Source organism: Kaistella yananensis (assembly GCF_026107505.2).
GTDB lineage: Bacteria > Bacteroidota > Bacteroidia > Flavobacteriales > Weeksellaceae > Kaistella > Kaistella yananensis.
This window is the reverse complement of sequence record NZ_JAPCHZ010000006.1, coordinates 288,466-308,587: the sequence shown is the minus strand read 5'-3', so window position 1 is coordinate 308,587 and position 20,122 is coordinate 288,466. Positions and strand designations below refer to the sequence as shown.

21 protein-coding genes are annotated in these 20,122 nt (G+C 39.5%); 18 read left to right on the top strand and 3 right to left on the bottom strand.

What is annotated here, in order from left to right:
- Nucleotides 1-330: 330 nt before the first annotated feature.
- Both mef(C) and mph read left to right on the top strand, forming a co-directional pair.
- Nucleotides 331-1,554, top strand: coding sequence for a macrolide efflux MFS transporter Mef(C) (gene mef(C), locus OK344_RS12795; protein ID WP_085286200.1), 1,224 nt, complete (start codon nt 331-333; stop codon nt 1,552-1,554).
- Nucleotides 1,555-1,558: 4 nt separating this feature from the next.
- A complete protein-coding gene (gene mph, locus OK344_RS12790) occupies nt 1,559-2,443 on the top strand; it encodes an Mph(E)/Mph(G) family macrolide 2'-phosphotransferase (RefSeq protein WP_078213155.1) in 885 nt (294 codons plus the stop codon).
- A gap of 295 nt (nt 2,444-2,738) precedes the next feature.
- Here the strand turns inward: mph and lnu(H) are convergent, their stop codons facing one another.
- Together lnu(H) and OK344_RS12780 are read right to left on the bottom strand one after the other, a co-directional pair.
- Complete coding sequence (gene lnu(H), locus OK344_RS12785) at nt 2,739-3,563, bottom strand: lincosamide nucleotidyltransferase Lnu(H) (RefSeq protein WP_265145121.1); 825 nt, start codon at nt 3,561-3,563, stop codon at nt 2,739-2,741.
- Between the two features lie 299 nt (nt 3,564-3,862).
- Nucleotides 3,863-4,312, bottom strand: coding sequence for a hypothetical protein (locus tag OK344_RS12780; RefSeq protein ID WP_265145120.1), 450 nt, complete (start codon nt 4,310-4,312; stop codon nt 3,863-3,865).
- Between the two features lie 201 nt (nt 4,313-4,513).
- Between OK344_RS12780 and OK344_RS12775 the strand changes: the two genes are divergently transcribed.
- Nucleotides 4,514-4,894, top strand: coding sequence for a hypothetical protein (locus tag OK344_RS12775; protein ID WP_265145119.1), 381 nt, complete (start codon nt 4,514-4,516; stop codon nt 4,892-4,894).
- A 193-nt stretch (nt 4,895-5,087) separates the two neighbouring features.
- Nucleotides 5,088-6,158 carry a tyrosine-type recombinase/integrase gene (locus tag OK344_RS12770; protein WP_265145118.1) on the top strand — a complete coding sequence of 357 codons (1,071 nt, stop codon included), beginning with the start codon at nt 5,088-5,090 and terminating at the stop codon, nt 6,156-6,158.
- A gap of 30 nt (nt 6,159-6,188) precedes the next feature.
- On the opposite strand, the gene OK344_RS12765 is transcribed toward OK344_RS12770, so the two are convergent.
- Nucleotides 6,189-6,659, bottom strand: coding sequence for a GNAT family N-acetyltransferase (locus tag OK344_RS12765; RefSeq protein ID WP_024565583.1), 471 nt, complete (start codon nt 6,657-6,659; stop codon nt 6,189-6,191).
- A 619-nt stretch (nt 6,660-7,278) separates the two neighbouring features.
- Between OK344_RS12765 and OK344_RS12760 the strand changes: the two genes are divergently transcribed.
- From OK344_RS12760 to OK344_RS12695, 14 genes are all read left to right on the top strand, one after another.
- Nucleotides 7,279-7,917 carry an HlyD family secretion protein gene (locus tag OK344_RS12760; RefSeq protein ID WP_214649541.1) on the top strand — a complete coding sequence of 213 codons (639 nt, stop codon included), beginning with the start codon at nt 7,279-7,281 and terminating at the stop codon, nt 7,915-7,917.
- Nucleotides 7,918-7,925: 8 nt separating this feature from the next.
- Nucleotides 7,926-8,582 carry an HlyD family secretion protein gene (locus OK344_RS12755; RefSeq protein WP_265145117.1) on the top strand — a complete coding sequence of 219 codons (657 nt, stop codon included), beginning with the start codon at nt 7,926-7,928 and terminating at the stop codon, nt 8,580-8,582.
- Between the two features lie 968 nt (nt 8,583-9,550).
- Nucleotides 9,551-10,345 carry a phage tail-like protein gene (locus OK344_RS12750; protein ID WP_024565584.1) on the top strand — a complete coding sequence of 265 codons (795 nt, stop codon included), beginning with the start codon at nt 9,551-9,553 and terminating at the stop codon, nt 10,343-10,345.
- A 23-nt stretch (nt 10,346-10,368) separates the two neighbouring features.
- The gene (locus OK344_RS12745) at nt 10,369-10,719 is read left to right on the top strand and encodes a hypothetical protein (protein ID WP_024565585.1); all 351 of its coding nucleotides are present in this window, start codon (nt 10,369-10,371) and stop codon (nt 10,717-10,719) included.
- The gene (locus tag OK344_RS12740) at nt 10,716-12,185 is read left to right on the top strand and encodes a relaxase/mobilization nuclease domain-containing protein (protein ID WP_024565586.1); all 1,470 of its coding nucleotides are present in this window, start codon (nt 10,716-10,718) and stop codon (nt 12,183-12,185) included. The genes OK344_RS12745 and OK344_RS12740 overlap by 4 nt, the downstream gene beginning before the upstream one ends.
- A 2-nt stretch (nt 12,186-12,187) precedes the next feature.
- On the top strand, nt 12,188-12,841 hold the full coding sequence (locus OK344_RS12735) for a ParA family protein (RefSeq protein WP_024567408.1): 654 nt from the start codon (nt 12,188-12,190) through the stop codon (nt 12,839-12,841).
- A gap of 62 nt (nt 12,842-12,903) precedes the next feature.
- Nucleotides 12,904-13,437, top strand: coding sequence for a hypothetical protein (locus OK344_RS12730; protein ID WP_024567407.1), 534 nt, complete (start codon nt 12,904-12,906; stop codon nt 13,435-13,437).
- Between the two features lie 36 nt (nt 13,438-13,473).
- Complete coding sequence (locus OK344_RS12725) at nt 13,474-13,797, top strand: DUF4134 domain-containing protein (RefSeq protein ID WP_024567406.1); 324 nt, start codon at nt 13,474-13,476, stop codon at nt 13,795-13,797.
- A gap of 1 nt (nt 13,798) precedes the next feature.
- Entirely contained in the window at nt 13,799-14,113 is a 315-nt protein-coding gene (locus tag OK344_RS12720; protein ID WP_024567405.1) for a hypothetical protein, read from the top strand.
- Nucleotides 14,085-17,159, top strand: coding sequence for a TraG family conjugative transposon ATPase (locus tag OK344_RS12715; protein WP_024567404.1), 3,075 nt, complete (start codon nt 14,085-14,087; stop codon nt 17,157-17,159). Before OK344_RS12720 ends, OK344_RS12715 begins: the two co-directional genes overlap by 29 nt.
- A complete protein-coding gene (locus tag OK344_RS12710; protein WP_024567403.1) occupies nt 17,146-17,868 on the top strand; it encodes a hypothetical protein in 723 nt (240 codons plus the stop codon). Before OK344_RS12715 ends, OK344_RS12710 begins: the two co-directional genes overlap by 14 nt.
- A gap of 43 nt (nt 17,869-17,911) precedes the next feature.
- Nucleotides 17,912-18,619, top strand: coding sequence for a hypothetical protein (locus OK344_RS12705; protein ID WP_024567402.1), 708 nt, complete (start codon nt 17,912-17,914; stop codon nt 18,617-18,619).
- 2 nt (nt 18,620-18,621) lie between these two features.
- Entirely contained in the window at nt 18,622-19,287 is a 666-nt protein-coding gene (locus tag OK344_RS12700; RefSeq protein WP_024567401.1) for a hypothetical protein, read from the top strand.
- 4 nt (nt 19,288-19,291) lie between these two features.
- Nucleotides 19,292-20,122, top strand: coding sequence for a hypothetical protein (locus OK344_RS12695; RefSeq protein ID WP_265145116.1), 831 nt, complete (start codon nt 19,292-19,294; stop codon nt 20,120-20,122).

Sequence of the window (20,122 nt, the reverse complement as noted above, 5' to 3'; positions counted from 1 at the left end):
AAAAATCTTTTGTCGATAAACCCATAGTGTGGGAAAATACCCAACCAAAAGCTGCCGAAGGTTCCGTTCAACAGGGTTTTCATTGTTCGTGCTGCGCACGCAACGAAAACTTAGCTATTAGCTGCTGGGCTTAATTTTGCTAAAATAGCTTATTTTTTGAGATAATAATTTGTACTTTTGTGGCTTCACTTCCAAAAAGTATACAACACGTGGCAAAGCCTTGGATTAAATAATTATTAGGGTAATTCTCTTCAAAACCCACTTTTATGGTATAGTACTCTATTAGTATTATGCTACAATTATTTTGTTGTATAATTTAATCAAGTTTTTATGGAAAACCGTAAATGGTTTAAGACCTATATGTTTATATGGGCTGGACAGTTTGCTTCAATGCTTACAAGTTATGCTGTTCAGTTTGCTATTGTTATATGGCTTAGTCTGGAGTACAAGTCAGCCGAAGTTTTAGCCTACGCAGGAATAGCAGCTATGTTGCCTCAAGCATTGATAGGCTTAATAGCAGGTGTATATGTTGACCGTCTCAATCGTAAATATGTAATGATTTTTTCGGATGCTTTTATAGCTCTCTGTGCCCTTTTGTTACTCGTCATTTTACAAAATGAAAATGTTAATCTTATATGGATATACATTTTATTGGGTTTACGCTCTGTTGGTAATGCTTTTCACGCTCCGGCACTACAGGCAATTGCTCCGCTGATTGTACCCCAAAATGAATTGATAAAGGTAGCAGGAATTAATCAGGTGTTACATTCGGTTTGCAGTATTGGTGGTCCTGCCATTGGCACATTAGCCATTGCTTATCTTCCTATTTCAAAAGTATTGTACTTGGATTTGATTGGAGCATTGCTGGCTATTCTTTCACTCGTGATGGTGAAAATTCCCAATGTGGTTGCGAAGTCAAAATCGTCTGCACATTCTATTGCTACAGAATTTTCGGAAGGGTTTCAGACTGTTTCAAAAAACAAAGGTTTGCGTTATCTTTTTCTTTATGCAATGGCGATAACCTTTGTTATAATGCCAGCTGCCATTATGTTTCCGTTGCTCACAACAGGGCATTTTGCAGGAGGAAAATGGGAGATAGGAATTGTAGAAGTGGTTTGGGGCGGAGGTATGCTTATTGGCGGTGTCATCCTGAGTATTTTCAAATTGAAAGGCTCAAAAGTAGTCGCAGTCAATGTTATGTATGTATTATTGGGACTTACATTTATTTTGAGTGGTGTATTACCTGCAAGTTGGTTTGTAGGATTTGTGATGGTAACAGCCATTGGCGGTATCAGCCTGTCTGTTTTCAATGGCTGTTTTACAGCAATTGTACAAACAGAGGTAAGTCCTGAAAAATTAGGACGTGTATTTTCACTTTATTATAGTTTGGCAGTTTTGCCAAGTGTAATCGGTTTATTATTCACAGGCCTGATTGCAGAAGTTATTGGTGTAAACATTACGTTTATCATAAGCGGTTGTTTGGCAATCCTTGTGGGTATTCTTTCGTTTAGCACTCGCAACTTAATGCAATTAGGTAAAATCAAAAATATTTAAAAAAATGAAAAATAGAGATATTCAAAAATTAGCGGAAAGAAATGGGTTAATTCTTTCGGATGAAATGAGTTTTAATGAAATGGGAATTGATTTTAAGGTTGGTTTCGCTACAGATAGGGATGGCACAAAGTGGTTGTTGCGTATTCCAAGAAGAACAACCTTAGGCGAACAGATTGCGAATGAGAAACGCATTCTTCAATTGGTGTCGAAATACCTTTCGGTTCAAGTTCCTGATTGGCGTATAGCTAATGAAAAACTGGTAGCCTATCCTTTGCTCGATGGAAAACCTGCACTTACTTATGATGCGGAGACTTATGAAGTAACCTGGAATATGTCTAAAGAAAACGACCTTTATATACCATCATTAGCGAAAGCACTTATAGAACTTCATTCAATTCCTACGGAAGAAGTACTTCGTAATAATCTAAAAGTTTTGACACCTGAACAGGTTAGAAATGAGATTTCTGAAAGATTGATTTTGGTGAAATCTGAATTAGGGATAAATGCCGAATTAGAACTTCGGTACCAAAAATGGCTGGATAATGATGCCTTATGGCCGAATTTTACAAAATTCATTCACGGTGATTTGTATGCAGGTCATACACTTACTCATCATAATGGAGAAGTTTGTGGAATTATTGATTGGTCAACTGCACAAGTCAGCGATATAGCACAAGATTTTTCAGGTCACGTTACTGTTTTCGGTGAAGAAAGTCTGAAAAATTTAATTTCGGCATACGAAAAACAAGGTGGAGAAGTATGGGATAAACTGTTTGAACAAGCAGTTGAACGAGCTGCTGCCGCACCTCTAGCTTATGGATATTTTGCTTTAGAAACACAAGATGAAATTCATCTTAGTTCTGCAAAATTACAGTTAGGTGTTGAGTAGATTTTTTTTAGTAGGGGCTGACACCTTAATCGGGTCAGCTCCCTATTATTTCAAGGGATGTTTGTCTATTAGCGTTGTTGTGTAGCCTTGCAGCTAACGTTTTGCGGCTTTGCGAAGGAGCGGATTAGAAAGACTAAACTTTCAATTTTGAACTAACTTAAGCAAAACCATTTTTTCTATTTGCTAATTTACATTTTAAAAGCAAATAAAAAATGGTTTTGCGGATTAAATGCACAAACCTTGAATTAACCACTTAACCCGCTCTTTTGCAAAACCGATGTTGGCGGTAGTTTTTTTATCTTATTTTGTGTAGGATTTCTTTCAGTTTGGGTTCAATATTTAGTTCATCAAATAGTTTTTCCGATAAATTTAATGAGTTCTCAAAAGCCAAAACGATGTTTTTGGGATTTAAATCTGATGTTACTTTTTTATACTCTGAATACCAAATCGTGTCAATGTCCTTTTCGAGACTTTTAGTCGGACTTTCCCAATGTTGCGTTTTGCTTGTTCTTGCTCTTATAAGCCAAAGCAAGTATTTCTGCACATTTGATAAACTGTGATGAGCGTGAGCAAATTCTTCTCGTTTAATCAAGTTGCTTGTTGTCAGTACAACATTCAGTAATGATTGGCTTAACCACAAAATATTTTCATTTGTTATTCTTTCGGGCGATTTCGTTTTGATTTGATTAAGCGTTTTCGTTAAAAGTCCATCTTTGTCGGTTAGGTTCATTTGGTCAAAATCGCTAAATTCAACAATTCCGTCCCAAGATTTGATAATTTCAATTTCCTCCGTTTTTAAAAAATGGAATTCTCCTCTGACCATATTCTCGAAAATAGCAACTTCACTTCCATATTCGTTTGTAAAATATAAAGCCAAAGGATGAATTTGATTTACCCATTTTTCTGTCGAGAAATTTTCTTTATTTTTCAAGAAGATGTAAAATTCGATGTCAGAATATTTGTCTCCTTCGTTTTTGGTAAATGAACCATACATAAAAACGGCGGAAACATTTTCGTCTTGTTGCGCTATATATTTTGTTTTGTCAATCATTTGTAACTGTGTCATTTTTCTAATTTTTAAATGTTGATAATAGAAATTTTCACTACTTTTTGAAAGCAATGAAAAAGTTTTACGTTGTTTATTTTGGACAGTTACTTATAGCTTCATCGGATTATACTTTTTTATTTTCAACATTCTGTTTGGTAAAATTACCGCCAACGGAAAAAGTATTTGCGAAGGGCGGGCTAAATTTAACTGTAAGTTCAATTTCGACCGAACTAAGCAAATTGCTTTTTCAGATTGTTAAATTACAAAAAAATACAATATGAAAAGCAAGTTGCGACTAAATGCATCGGGTTTTTCTATTATATATTCAACCCCGCCTTTTGCAAATACAATGTTAGCTGTAGTTGTAATTTTCAAGGCACAATTTCGTATTCTGTGTTATTATTATTATTTCCAAAAACTTCGCTTTGGATTTGTTTTGCAAGTTTTAAAGTTTCATTTATATCACTATTTGTAAATATCGTGAAATATGGAATTCCGTCATTCTTTTCTTCTGTAAATTGAAAATTATTTTTTGTGGCAAAATTTTTCATTTTTTCCAAATAAGGAAGTTGAGTTTTTTCAACAGCTTCATATTCGATATTAAAATTTCCATCATTTTTTGCAAAATAAATACAATCATCACCATTTGAAGTTATTCCAATAAAGTCAAATTCAGTTTTATTTTGTTGTAACAATTCGAGTTGTTCAGGAATTTGATTAATATTTATCTGTTTAGCTATAAATTTTTCTTTGACTTTTTCAATGTTATTGTTTGCAGAAATTACTTTTAGATTATTTAGAATTTGTCGAAAAATAGTCATGAGAAAAATTTGAAATGTTGTTGGTTTTACAATTACAGCTAACGGTTGTGTATTGCAGAAGGCGGGGCTAAAAATGCACTTCTGAAATACTAAAACTAAACTAACTAAAACAAACAAAACGAACTACGGATAACTTCAACCCCGCTTTTTGCAATACTGTGTTAGCCGTTCGTTCTTATTAACTTAAAAGTATAAAATATTATGAAATTAGAATTAAAACACTTAGCTCCTTATCTTCCATATGGGCTTAAAAGACATTGCCCGTCGAGCAACGTGAGGATTCACGATTATGCAGCGATGCAGTTTACGCAAGAGACTTGCGACAGACATCAATCTTACGGATGGAAACCAATCCTTCGCCCTCTTTCAGACCTTACAGAAATATTTTATTGGGATAATCTACAAGATGGAGACTGTGAATTAGATAGGGAAAGAATAAATGAAATTAAAAATTCACCCAGAGGACATTTGAAACTTTACCAAAGTAATTATTTATTTAAACATCATTTTGACATTTTCGGACTGATTGAAAAAGGTTTGGCAATTGATATTAACACGCTTTCTGTTCAGAATGACGGCTAACACTCAAATATATGAATATTTATGAATCAAGCATCATAAAATCGTAATTTTTTTTGAATCTTTATTAAGTATTTGTATATTAATATTTTATAGCTATATTTGGATTGCGTATTTTAAATTATTGGCGGCGGATAACATCCAACGCCATCTGATTTTAGCTTTTTTTAATATATAAAAAATACGCAGTGGTGGTATGGATTTTTCAGACAAAAGATTTCAGTTTTCCTCCGGAACTCACAACGGCTCCAACGTTATTTTGGTGCAGTTTGAAAAAGACCGGCAGCTCATTTCCTTTCTGCGCGAACACACAAAAGCACGGTGGTCCGCCTCACAAAAAAAATGGTATGTTACCGATAACAGGCACTACCGCAAACTTTTTGGGCTGCCCGAGAAAATAACCGGCAAGGCAGTACTCTCCAAAATTCACCTTGTCAATTTGCCGGAGTTCCAGCGTTTCCAGGAACATCTCCTGCTGAAGCGGTACAGTCAAAATACCTTACGCACTTACAGCATAGAATTTGCACAGTTGCTCTACATCCTAAAAAGTTATCCCGTGCAGGAGCTTTCTCCCGAACGTTTGCGGTCTTATTTCCTCTACTGCCACGAAAAACTGAAACTCTCGGAAAGCGAAATCCACAGCCGCATGAATGCCGTAAAGTTTTATTTTGAGCAAGTGCTCCACCGCCAAAAAATGTTTTTCGACATTCCGCGCCCAAAGAAAAAGCTGCTGCTTCCCAAAATGCTCAGCAAAGCTGAAATCAAGAAAATAATAGCTGCCACACTAAATCTCAAACATTCACTTGTTCTGAAAGTGTGTTACGGCATGGGGCTCCGTGTGAGTGAAGTGGTAGCGTTAAAACTTTCCGATATCGACAGTGCGGAAATGCTGGTGCGCATCGAACAGGGGAAAGGTAAAAAAGACCGCATCGCCGTACTTCCCCAAAGCTTACTGCCCGAATTGCGGGAATATTACCTGAGCTACCGCCCAAAGGTTTACCTTTTCGAGGGTAAAGAAGGCGAGGCATATTCTGTACGGTCTGCGCAGGCGGTATTTAGGAAGGCGATGGAAAAGGCAGGCATTCGCAAGAAAGTCGGTATTCACGGATTGCGCCACAGTTTTGCCACTCACTTAATGGAAACAGGAACCGATATCCGCTTTATTCAGGAGCTCCTTGGGCATAATTCCATTAAAACCACCCAAATCTACACGCATGTGACAGACCTTTCAAAGTCCAGGATAAAAAGTCCGCTGGATTCTTTATAATTTTTTTCTAAAACGGCTGTTCTTTCCTGTTTAAAAGTGTTTCTCCATTTTGATATTTGCTCTTTCGTAAACTCCACTTTCAAGTTCAACTTCTTCAAACCCATATTTTCTAAATAAATGAATAGCCGATTGCAACGTTGTGTTTGAGTATAAAATAAGTATCGTTATTTGTTTTTGTTTGGCAATATTTAAGCAATGTTCAATCAATATTGTCCCAATACCGTGTCCCTGTGCTTTGTCGCTGACAGCCAATTTACCTAATTCGTAAACCGTTTCACTTTTCTTTAACAGTGAGGCTGTACCAACAATTTCACCATTGAGTTTAGCATAATAAATATGGCCGCCTTTGTCTATGATATGCTTTTGGGGATCTGAAAGTGATGCAACATCACCTTCTTCTATACGAAAATATTTTTCAAGCCACTCGTAATTCAGTGTCTTAATTGGTTCAGATAACTCTTCTGAAAATTCTATGATATCAACCAAGTTTTTTTTACTCATTTGCCGGACAATTACATTTATAGATTTTTTTAAATCGACTGTTCTTCCCTGCTTACATCACTTCTTCCACAGTATAGATCCAATTTAAAACCAAAAATAAATTGGAGAAATAACAGATTTATTATAGATTTTTCTATTTTTTTAAAGAAATTAATAACTTAAAGATTCGCTGAACTAAAGCTTCGGCAGCTTTAACAACCGCATAAATCTGTCACTTTGTAAAGTTAACTAAAAAAGCCTAAACCGACCCAAAAAAGAGGTTCTTCCAGAAATCCTCTGTAAATCTCTAAAATCCTTCGCCGATAAACCCATAATGCTGAAAAAAAACTCCCGAAGCTTCCGTTAAATAGGGTATCACTGTTCGTTCTTCACACGCAACAAGAACTTAGATGTTGAACTAAACCTCCGGTAGCTTTTCCCATTTGCCGTTTTAGTAACTTTGTTTTTATTAACCTTTTAAAAACTCATGAAATGGCTACAAAAAAAAAATCTACGGAGGATTTAAGGACCAACTATATAGCTCCAACAGATAATTGTATTCATGATGGCTCCACAGTTAATACAAAGAGTTTGGATATTGTTATGACGTATTTGGGACATTTTAAAATTTAATAATAAATTGGAAAAGGAAAAAGACATATTAGACAATCTTGAACTACGTTCAGAAAACGTGCAGGATATTCTCACGCAGCCGCCACATTGGATGATTCGATGGGGAAACACGGTAATTTTCGTCATTCTCCTGATGGTTCTCTTGATGAGTTATGTAATTAAATATCCTGAGTTTATACCTGCCCCCATAGTCGTAACTTCCAAAAATCCACCTGAAAAACTTGAAGCAAGAACAAATTCTAAAATTGAAAAAATTTTAGTGAAAGATCATCAGTCTGTAAATAAAAATCAAGTCATGATGGTGCTTCAGTCAGCTGCTGATTACAAGGATATTCTAGCTCTAAAAGATATAGTTGATTCAATGTCATCATCACAAGTTCTCTACTTCCCTACTCAACAGGCATCAACCTTCAAACTTGGCGAAATACAGGGAGAATACAATAGTTTTGCAAAAGCATTGCAGGATGAAAAACTTTTTACTCGTCTTAAGCCCTATGCTCCTGAAAATATTGCAGCAAACCAAAGTCTTGGGGAATACAGGGCAAGGATTGCTACATTACAACAGCAGCGGAACTTAGAAGTTACAAAATTTGACCTTACCAAAAAAAATACTTGCGCTCCCAAGAATTGTTCAATCAAGGTGTAATTGCCGCGATGGAACTAGAAAATGAAAAAACAAAATTTCTACAGGCAGAACAAAATTTGAAAAATATCAATATAACATTGTCACAGATGCAGGAAGCGGTTTCAAATCTAAATAAAACCAAAAGCGGTGCATCAATAAATACTGAGAAAGATAAGATTACATACAGCTCCCAAACGCTCCAATTATTTGAACAGCTAAGAAAATCACTGAGACAATGGGAACAAAATTATCTCATTATTTCTTCTACTGAAGGAGTAGTTAGTTTCCAACAATTTTGGGGCGAGAACCAATTTGTAAAACCATGTGATATTGTGATGTCTGTTCTACCCAATGATAAGGAATTAGTTGTTGGTCGGATGTTGATTCCATCAGTGAATTCCGGTAAAGTTAAACCAAATCAAAAGGTTTTAGTAAAGCTTGATAATTACCGATACCAAGAATATGGAATCGTTGAAGGCAAGGTCCAAAACATTTCTCTTACTCCAGATGATAAAGGGAACTATTATGTTGACGTTTTGCTTCCAAAAGGATTGCGGACTTCTTTTGGGAAAAAGTTGCCATTTGACAGAGAGCTCAAAGGAAGTGCCGAGATTGTCACCGAGGATTTAAGGCTAATTGAAAGGTTTTTCTATCAAATTAGGAAATTGTTGGGGTATCAAGCTTGATGTTTTTTTTAAAAAAATAATTGTTAATGCTAAGATTTCTTACAGAAACGAGGGATTTCCGTGCATTATTAGTGCAAATTCTCAACAAATAAAGTCATCTTTTTCAAAAACCTGCCTGATTTAACCACAGGCAATTTTTCAACCTGCGTAAATTGGGCACATCCCAATCACAAAGCCGCGTAAAAAAGCCCATTTCCAAGAGAATCTTTTTCATTATTTTTAATTCCAAGATTATCTAAACTAAAATCTAAAAAATAACTCTGAAATAATCATCTACAGAATTTTCAGTCCTTCCGATTCTTTTGTTAAATATGCACTCCCAAAGTAACCACCTGCGAAAAATAGACACAAGTTCAAAATCAACCTGGGTAAAATAGACCCACCCTACATTTTCCTAAATGATAAGCATTCTGACAAAAATTTCAATGATAAAAAGACACACCTTCCTTCAAAACCTGCACCAAATAAACTTATCTTTTTCAATAAGTTGGGTAATTTAGCTACAGGTTATCATGCAACCTGCGTAAATCAGCCACATCCTACTCGCAAACGTGGGTAGAAAAGTTACACCTCAATTCTCCCCGTTTTCCATGTTTTTTTCCTTCCAAAGCAACTTTATCATAAAAAACCGCAAAACAACCCTAATATAAGCATTCGAGGAACCTTTTCAGACCTCTAAAAAAATCAGTAAACTTTTGTTGCAAGATGTGTCTTTGTACCCACAAACTTTTCAAGTTTTGGGACAAAGACGGTCTTGCCTTTTTGCAAAAGGGGAAAAAACGGCGGAACTTGTTTTTTTTAATCACCAAATCTGGTTCAAGCATCTAAACTCGTCTAAATTATTCTTTTTTAATCTTCGGAGAATCTAAACTCGTCTAAATTGTTCTTATTTAGCCCACGCCCCATGAACACTATTGTTTTCACGGATTTGATGTCCCAATTTTGCAACAGAAATTTTAATCAAAAAAATGAAAGCAACCCTCTATGTTCTCCTGACACTTTTTGCCATCAACCTCAATGCGCAGGTCGGAATAAACACACAGACACCCGAAACTACTTTTGATGTAGTAGGAAAACCAAACGACACCTCACATCATGACGGGATTATTCCTCCAAGGATAACGGGCGACCAGTTGGCGAACAAGTTTTACACACAGGCAAAAAAAGGTGCGGTTGTATTTGCCACCGCTCCGGCTTCCAATCTTTCGGGGCAGGTCATCAATATTTCAGAATCAGGAATGTATTATTTTGACGGCAACGTATGGCAGAATTTCGCAAAGGAGAAACAGCCTGTCGAATACAGAATTGTACTCACCTTCGATCCCAACAGCACCGCCGCACTGACAGCAACTTCAACTTGGTCCGCCCCTGTAAACTATTCGGGAAATAGCCACGCCTATCTTACCTCCTCAAAATATTACACCATCGGAACCAAAAATTTCGGAGGACTAAAGGGAGCGGTTTTGTTCAGAAAAGTACAGGGAATTGTAAATGTATGGTTTCAGATGTACAGGTCTTCTGATTCCGCACCGATTACGGGAAACGCCTTCATCAGCATTGCGAGCATCTACAGCGACATCGGATACATTCCCAACCAGATTGTCTTACTGCATACGGAAAATTCCACGCAATATTTTCCAGCCCTGCTGGAGAATTACAGCATCCAGATTCCGCAAACCTCCCTAAACGCAATGTCCACATCCTACTACACCTACGGAGAAGTTCAAGGATATTCCAACTGGATCAAGCCTTATCTGCCCTAATTGATGATTCAACAAAGTCCTTAATGGAAAAAGAAGACTACATAAAATTCAGAATATCCAAAACCAAAAAACAGGACTGGAAAAAAATATGCAAAGACAGAAACCTCACATTGACCGACTTACTGACGGCATCAGTTGAGAACAGAATTTTAGACAACGAAAGAAGACAGATACTGGCGTTCATTGAAAAACAAGACAACGTCTTCATCAAGATAGAGACCAACATCAACCAGGTAGCGAAAATTGCAAACGGACAAAAGTTTATTTCGGAATCAGAACTGAAAAACTTCACCGCAAAGCTTTCAGAAATCGCCAAATTGAAGAAGCAGCAAAACCAAATCTTCGAAAAGATCTATGAAATGCTCGCAAAATGATTGTCAAGATTATTCCTGCTTCAGGCTCGGATTTTCACGGCGTTCAGTACAACGACAAAAAGATGGAGAAAGGAACAGGAGAACTGATGCTGATGAAAAACTTTCCCTCCTTCATCAATGGGGAAAGCAGTCCGGAGCAGGTTCGGGACTACTTCAAATCCATTTCAAAAAATGAGAAGGTAAAGAAACCACAGTTCCACGCCGTCATTTCTGCAAAATATCAGAATCATGGCAAGGAAGAAATCACCGAAATCGCCAAAGACTTCATGCAGGAAATGGGCTACGGAAAACAGCCGTTCATAGTTGTTTACCACAGCGACACCGAGAACAACCACGTCCATATCGTCTCCACAAGGGTTGACAAGCAGACCGGAAAGAAAATCAACGACAGTTACGAACGCTTGAAAGCCCAAAAAGCATTGGCAGATACACTAGAAAAACGATACGGAGTAAGTTCCGAGGAAAAATTAGAAAAACTGCTAAACTATCAAATTGCTTCACTCAGCCAACTGGAACTCCTGCTTGAAAGAAGCGGGTTCAAACTAACTAAAGACACAAATGATGAAAATGACTTTTCCATTCTGAAGAACGGGGTAAAACTTAAAACCATCCACGGTAACCAAATCAGTTTTACCCCCAATTCGGACAACGGACGAATGAGACAGCTGAAAGCCATTTTGAGCAAATACAAAGACCTCTGTTCCAATAAAGTCTTCAAGGTAGAGGACAGAAGGGCGCAGGAATCACTGCTACCGGAAGAAAGGCACAGCGACCATTGGAAACCCAAGATAGAGTTCGAGAGCGAGCTCCAGAAAAAATTGCGGGACATCTACGGACTGGATGTGGTCTTCCACCACAAGGACGGACAGAAACCCTTCGGATACAGCATCATCGACCACAAATCGGGAAAGGTGTTCAAGGGAAGTGAGATCATGAAGATGGACGACCTGTTTGAGATGACCGATGAGAAAATTGACAAGAAACTTTTTGAAAGTCTAAAGGACTATAATCTGGCGGACAGTTTTTCAAAACAAATATTAATGGAGCATCTGAAACGCCAGAATCCCGAAAACGCTATAATAGAATTTATGCTTTTCGAGTCTAAGAAAATAAAGAACAGGGAGGTTTTCAACGCCATAAAAAACGAGGTAAAGGATTATGTCGAAACACAGAATAACAAGGATGTCCACCTCATAAAATCGGAAGATGGAAAATATTATGCCGTCCACTCCAAACTGCATTATGTGGGTTCATTGGAAAACTTAATTGGAGAGAATGCCTATCAAAAATTCCTCAATCCAAGCAAAGAATTGACACCGGAAAGTAGAGATGAAAATCTTTCCAAGGAACTGGATAGAACCATAGACGACCTGATTTTCCAATTCACCAAACCGTCGGGAGGAACAGGGAGAGACCCTGCCGAAGAAGAGTTAAGAAAAAGACGCAAAAATAAAAAAAGAACATAAGAATGATCATCACATTTGCCACCCAAAAAGGCGGAACAGGGAAAACCACCCTCGCCATCGCATTCGCCAACTATCTCTCCAGAATTTCTACAAGGAAGATCAAGGTGTTTGATTTCGACTACCAAAAATCCTTCTTCAACAAATGGAGGGAGGATGCGGACTCGGAACTGCCCAAACTCTACGAGGTGGAAGTCATTGGCGAAGATGACGATGAGCCGCCTTTCGAGGACTTGGAACAGGTTGTCGACCTGAAAGAAAGCAAAGACCTGTTCCTGTTCGATCTGGCGGGAACACTGGACCAGAGATACAGCGATGTTTTGGTGTACAGCGACTTCATCATCATTCCCTTTGAGTATTCCGATGTGTCCGTAAAATCAACCTTGGTATTCAAAAATCTTCTGGGTTTGTTGGAAAGCGAGGCGGAAAGAATCTTCATCCGCTCCAAATACGACAAGGGCTACAAATATCTCAACCAAAAGGAAATGGATATCGAGTTGGCAAAATACGGAACTCTACTAGAAAATCCCGTGTTCAAGAGAAACTGCCTCCAAACCATCGACACGAGAAAACTCACCTACGAGCAAAAATACGCCGTAAAGAAGCCGTTCGACGAAATTATACAGCAGATCAGCGAGGTCAAAAAAGTTGCGCTTTAACGAGAGACAAAAGAGACAAGAAAAAAATAATCCATAAACCACAAACCTCAAATCAATACATTATGTTAAAATACTCACTCATCCTTTTAGGAGCCTACTTTCTGTACTATGCCGGAAATATCGTCTACGACCTTTTCCTAAAAAAAGAGAAAACCGTTCAGACCGATGTTGCAGAAGAATACTCACTCGGCGACTTTGCACAGGCGGAGAATGAGGAACCCACCTTGATCGGCATCGAGGATGTGGAAAATCTCAAAACCCCGAAATCATTCCTAAAAAGCGAACCCATTCCGATTCAAAGACAGAACAATTTTGAAGACAATCCCAGTTTGGAAGAATTGAGGAAACGATTTGAAGAGGAAGAGGATTTGGATGGGACCAGCTCAAAACAGCCCGAAACCAAACACCATGAAAATCCGCCACAGCAAACGGAAATCAGCAAAAAGCCAGAAATTATTGAGCCAATAGTTTCCAAGAAAAAAAATGATGCACAGAGCAAGAAAGACCAATGGAAAGAATTTGTCAACCTTTCTGAAACCAACGTAAAACTGGTGGACAATATTGAGGGACAAAAGGTTTACCACTCGACGATTTAACCAATTTACCATACATAACTAACCTAAATTTTAAAAATGATGAAAAATTTTATCAGAAAAAACGTGACAAAAAAGAAAGTTCTAACCCTTGCCTTGGTGATGCTGGCAATGACCCCGATGCTTGCGCAGGGCGGAGCGACCGCCATCTCCAATGCCGCTTCCGACATTAAGGACTATTGGGACCCCATCAAGCTGATATTAAAGGCAGTCGGTGGACTCGTAGGATTTATCGGAGGATTGAGGGTGTACAACAAATGGACGAACGGCGACCAGGATGTCAACAAAGAAATCCTCGGCTACGGCGGTGCGATGATCTTCCTTATCGTGGTTCCGGAATTTGTAACCGCATTCTTTGCTTAAGATGGGATACTACCTGTACAAGGGGCTCAAAAAACCCCTTGTATTCTTCGGACTCAAAGGCAAATACATCATTTATGCGGTAGCCGTCATCGGCGCAGGTGTGGTTGCGGCACTCATCTTATCCAAATTCGGATTGCTGGGTTCATTATTAGGTTTATTGGTAACCGCAGGAGGTGTCTACCTCATTTTCAAGAAGCAGGACAAAAACGGACTCTACGACAAGACCAAAAATTTTGACCAGATATTCATTTTTCCAAAAAAACTCAACAACAAAAGATTTTTAAAAGATGGTAAAGACAAAGAAACAGGCATTTGACATTCCCTTCATCGGCTACGATTACGGAAAGGATTTTGGATGGGATTTTGATGTCCTCTTCGGACAGTACGGGAATCCGATTATCGGCATCAGAATTAAGAACATTGTGGAACAGTATTCCGCCGACCCAGACAACTACCTGAACTTCCATACCGTGCTGAATCAAGTCGTATCCATTATTGGCGAAGGAAGAATCGTTCAAAAACTCGACATCTTTTCCAAAAAGAGATATACCGCCGAATCCTCCAACCAGTTCCTCCAGCAGAAATACTCCGAGCATTTTGACGGAAGACTATTTAAAACCATCGAAACGGTACTCCTGTTTACGGACATTGTGGACGACAAACTCAAGAAGAAAAACAAGCACTACCAGTTTTCCGAAAAAAGTTACAAGGAACTTCGCGACAAATGCCAAAAGGTGTTGATGCTCTTGAAGCAGAGCGGTTGCGAACCCCAATTTTTATATGAGAAAGATTTTGAATACTACATTTCGGGTGTATTGTCGATGCAGTTTACGGAAACCCCGGTTTTTGACAATATCAAAAGTACCAACGAATATCTCCAAATCGGAAACCGCTTCGTCAAAAATATTTCCTATGTGGATGTCGAAAATATCGACCTGCCTTCAGAAATAGATCCTTTTTCCATATTGGGAGGAAACGGAGCAGCCTCGGAAACGGCGGTGGACAACTTCACCTTCATCAACGAATTGGAGGATTACGAAACCATCATCTACAATCAGGTCATCACCATTCCTCTGCAGGCGCAACAACAGCGGGAACTCGACAAAAAGAAAAAGAAGCACGAGGGGGCGGCAAACAACTCTCCATCCAACGCCATTATTGCGGAAGAAATCCAAACGCTTCTCCACAATATCGCCATCGACGGACAACTCGTGGTCAATGCCCATTTCTCCCTAATATTTTCAACACATACACTGGAAAAAATGGAAGGAATACAGTCGATGATCGAGAACAAGCTTTTTACGAAAGGAATTATCGTCTCCAAGAACGCCTACAACCAGCTCGAACTATTTCGCTCCGCCATTCCAGGCAATGCCACGGAACTTCGGGAATACGATTTATTTATGACGACAAGCGAAGCGGCCTTGTGTTTTTTTTTTAAAGAAAGTTACCCCGTGAACGAGGAATCCAATTTTTATCTGCGTTTTACCGACCGACAAGGCGTTCCATTGAAAGTTGATCCGGCGGACTTGCCGATGAAGACAGGAAGAATCAACAACCGAAACAAGTTTGTCCTCGGTCCGTCAGGTTCTGGAAAGTCCTTCCTGATGAACAATATCGTTGAGCAATACCTGACCTACAATTATGACGTGGTCATTGTGGACACGGGAGATTCCTATTCGGGAACCTGCAAATACAAAGGCGGGAGATACATCCAATACACTGAAGAAAAACCAATCACCATGAATCCTTTTTTGATGAACAAGAAAGAGTTCAACATCGAAAAAATAGAATTTTTGACCAATTTGATTTTCCTGATTTGGCAAGGTCCCGATGCCACGATGTCGTCCGCACAAAAATCTATTTTGGACAATGTGCTGATGTCGTATTACCACCAATATTTCAATTCGGGAACCAGGTGGTATGAGCATAAGACCTCGGAGGAACTCATTCTCTATCTGAACAAATACAACATCCACGAGGAAGACATTATTTCAGATTTTGAGAACCAGTCGAACGGACAGTACAACTATTACGATATTTTGGGAATCGCTTTCGATGCAGGTTCTGACGAGATTAAGGAGGCTTTCCGAAAACTCGCCATCGAATATCATCCGGACAAAAATATGAACAACCCGAATTACGACAGCGAAAAATTCTACAAGGTTTACGAAGCTTATGAAACCTTGAACGATGAAGATAAGAGAAAAATCTACAATGAGACGCAACTCATCCTCATCAAGTCCAACGAGATTATCAGGCAGCCGAAAACGGCGGAAGAATGGAACGAGTCCTTCCGAAAAACCATCATCAAGAAAATTAAGGAGCTCGAAGAAAAATTGGAGGCAAAAGAACTTTCCTTCAACGGATTCTATGACTACTGCGATAAATTTCTGCCCCTTTACCTGAACAATAAGAAACACCACATCACCGAAAAGGAATTTAATCTAAGGACATTCTTGTTCGTGCTGAAGGATTTCTACAAAGGCGGAAGATATGGAACGACACTCAACGAAAGTGCAGACAACACGCTCTTTGACGAACCATTCATCGTCTTTGAAATCGACAATGTGAAAGACAACCCGAAACTGTTTCCGATCGTGACACTCATTATCATGGATACCTTCATCCAGAAAATGCGTCTCCGAAAAGACCGAAGAAAGGCGCTCATCATCGAGGAAGCATGGAAGGCGATTGCCAGCAAACTGATGGGCGGATATATTCTCTATCTCTACAAGACGGTTCGGAAATTTTGGGGAGAAGCAGTGGTTGTTACCCAGGAATTGGACGACATCATCGGAAATGCCGTCGTAAAAGACAGTATTATTAATAACTCGGACACCTTCATATTGCTGGATCAGACCAAGTTCAAGGACAACTTCGACAAGATTGCATCACTGCTTTCATTGAACAAGGTGGAACAAAACAAGATTTTCACCATCAATAATTTGAACAACAAATTTGGAAGAAGCCGTTTCAAGGAATTTTATCTGAAGCGGGGTTCCAAAGGAGAAGTGCACGGCAATGAGGTTTCCTTGGAGCAGTATTTAACCTACACCACGGAAAAACCAGAAAAATCCGCAGTCGAATACTATGTCCAACAATACGGAAACTACGACGAGGCTTTGCAAAAAATTGTAGGCGATTTGAAAAATTTCGGAGACAGCCTTGAAAACTTGGTATCGCTCGTCAACCTTTATCAAAAGCCATTGGACAAAAAGGTGGTTTCCTATTACAGGATGATGAAGAAGACGCACAAAGGGCAAAATATCTTCAAAATCATCTCGCAGGAATTGGAAAACCGAAATATCCATTTTTCAGAATTAATCAACCAAAAACACGAGGAATATGAAAAAGTATAAGCCCCAAAATCCCCAAAGGGGACTTTCAATAAATTCCCTCTCTTGGAGGGTTTGGAGGAGGCTTTTCCTGTTGATTCTCCCCCTTTGGGGGACATGGGGCTTCTCCCAAAACACCTACATCGACCCGACGGTAACGGCGGCGATGATCCTCTATTCAGAAAACTTGAAAGCCAAGCAGAACGATGTGATTGATGAAACCTCCAAACTGAAGGATGCCCAAGCGTGGGTGGGAACCCAGATGGTGGTTGCCAACGATATTCAGAATAAGATTCTGAAAGGTCTGAAGGAAGTTTCGGGAACCTTGCAGAACGGAATCCAGGTGAAGGAGATTTATTCGGAACTCAACAAATGCTACAATTATTCATCGCAGGTAGTTCAGTTGGCATCGGCACATCCACAATATGCCATTTTCGGGGTAAAGGCTTCACAGAAAACCTATGAACAGAGTATAAAAATAGTGACTGATGTCTCCGACATCCTCGCCTCGGGAGAGCTGAACCTTGCCACTGCGGGAGACCGATACAAGATATTGCACAACATTTCCGAGAATGTCAAAAACCTAAAGCTTTGGCTTCTGGCAATCAAGTTAAGACTGGAAAAAGCCAATCGTTTGGGATTCTGGAACTCCATCAATCCATTTGCAGGATACATCAATACCGACAAGGGAATTGTAGAAAATATTATGAACCGATACAAAAGAAATTTCTAGCCCCTGTCCCCAAAGGGGAACAATGTAAAAAAATAAGATGAAAATGAAACATCCCATAATTAACGCTTTAAAAAGCCCCCTTCGGGGGTTTGGGGGCTTGCTGATTTATTTTGTGCTCACTTCATCCAGTGGCGGCTCCACGCCGTCTTGGCAGCAGGAAAACGTATCCTTTCCGATGATGAACCTAGAAATCAAGGCGACGATGGATGAAAACGAGAGGCAGAAGGAGATGCGGAAAAACCAAATTGCCAATGCCACGGTGGAAACCGCCAACAAAACCCAGTGGAACAATTTCAAGGACAAGGTGACCAAAATTCAGGACAGACTTCGAATCGTATCGTTCGCCATTCAAGCGATTCCCACAGGAATTGCGATGAGCAGGGAGATTACGAAAATCACCCAAAACCAGCAAGCCATTATCCATGAAATCAGTACCGCACCTTATTCCATCATCGCGGTTCTGCCTTCACAGGTTCAGTTTGTGGATGATCTGCAAATGGTGACGAGGCTGATTGTCGGGATTGTGGTTTCCTATGGGGCAATGAACCAGATGGAAAAGTCGGAGCGCAAGATTTTATTGGATTATGCCTTGGGAGAAGTCAAGACGCTGAGCAGAAATTCTACCCATATGCTTTTAAAGATTCGGGACATCAAGGCAAAAGTCTTACGAAACAAAAGAGCCTTTCAATACTATGTGAATCGGGACAAACAGGTGGTCGAGAACATTATGAAAAACATCAAATCCTTTTAAAAATGAGAAAACTATTTATCGGAGGAATCTTGTTTTTTTCTGTTGGTTTTGTAAGCGGACAGCAGATTGTTATCAACGACAAACTCTTGGTGCAGATGACCACCAACCACGGCGTAAGGCTGGGAAGCGAGCAGGCATTTCTAAACTCTTATGAAAAACAGAAGGAACTGTACGACGACATTAAAAACAAGACTGCACAGGTCATCGCCATTCAGGAATACATCTACCAACAACTAAAAAATGTCAACTCGGCACTCACGCAGAGCAAAAAGTTAATCTATCTGTACCAATATCTGGGAAAGGTAGCGAACAACTCCAACAAAATGCTGGACTTGTCGGCGCAACATCCAGAATATGCCGTCTTGGTTTCCAAATACTATGTCGAAATCGGCAAACAGACCTTAAAACTCAAGCAGGAAGTCACGCAGGATATTTTGAACGAGAACAAGGATTTCCTGATGGATCCGATGGACAGGGAGATGCTTATTGAAAAGGTGTTTACCCGAGTTCGGAACATCAATGGAAACATCCTCTACATCATATTGCGGTTAGAAAACGCCAAGAAGATTCCGTACCTGTACCAGGTTCCAGTGCTAAGAAACTACCTCAATATCGACAGGGCGATTGTCGGAGACATTATCCAGAAATACAAATACATATTCAATTAAAAAGATGAAAAAATTAGTTAAAAAATTTGCCCTCGTTCCGCTTTTGCTGACAGCAGTCGGCGTATTCGGGCAGTTTACCGTAAAGCGTTTGAACGACCCCTCCATCGTAGCCCAGCACAAAAGGATGGTGTTCCAGAGTTGGGGCGATTGGCGTCCCTATCCAAAATACCTTTTGGGGATTCAGACCAACTTCGCGTATGCCACCGTTTGGGGAATGTGGGCTCCCAGCAGAAACAGGGATTATAAGGATGGAGAAGATATCCGACCGCTAAAACCGACGGGACTTCAAAACCAGCGTTTTGCCCAAGTGAAATTTCAAGAGGAAGAGGCAAAAAAGATAAAGGCGGCATCCGACACCATCTATAAAAGAAGCGTCCAAGACTTTGCCCATTGGACTTCGGCGACGGTCGATGCAGACCCGCTCTGGTTGCTCTACTACAAAAGGATGCTCAGACCCATTACCGAATTTCCAGACAATCCTCAAAACTTTATCGAATGGAGGCTGAAGAACCAGCAAACCTACGAAACGCTCAATACCACGGGAACTTTAAAAAGACTTCAGGAGGAATTGGACTTAATCAAGGAAAAGTATTCGATGTCGAGATCTATGGATATGCCGAGAGGAAAACGCTTTTTGATGTACCATGACACCCTTATCAAATGGAGAAGGTTTGTGCAGGAATTAAGGAAACACAACGATAAGACGACGCTTCTTTTAGACTACAAAAATATTCTGAAAAACCATTCACCCTATGCGTTGCCACAGGCTTGGACTCCCGCTTCAGACAAGCAGATCGTCCACAACACGATGCAGCAATACAAACACAAATTTTAG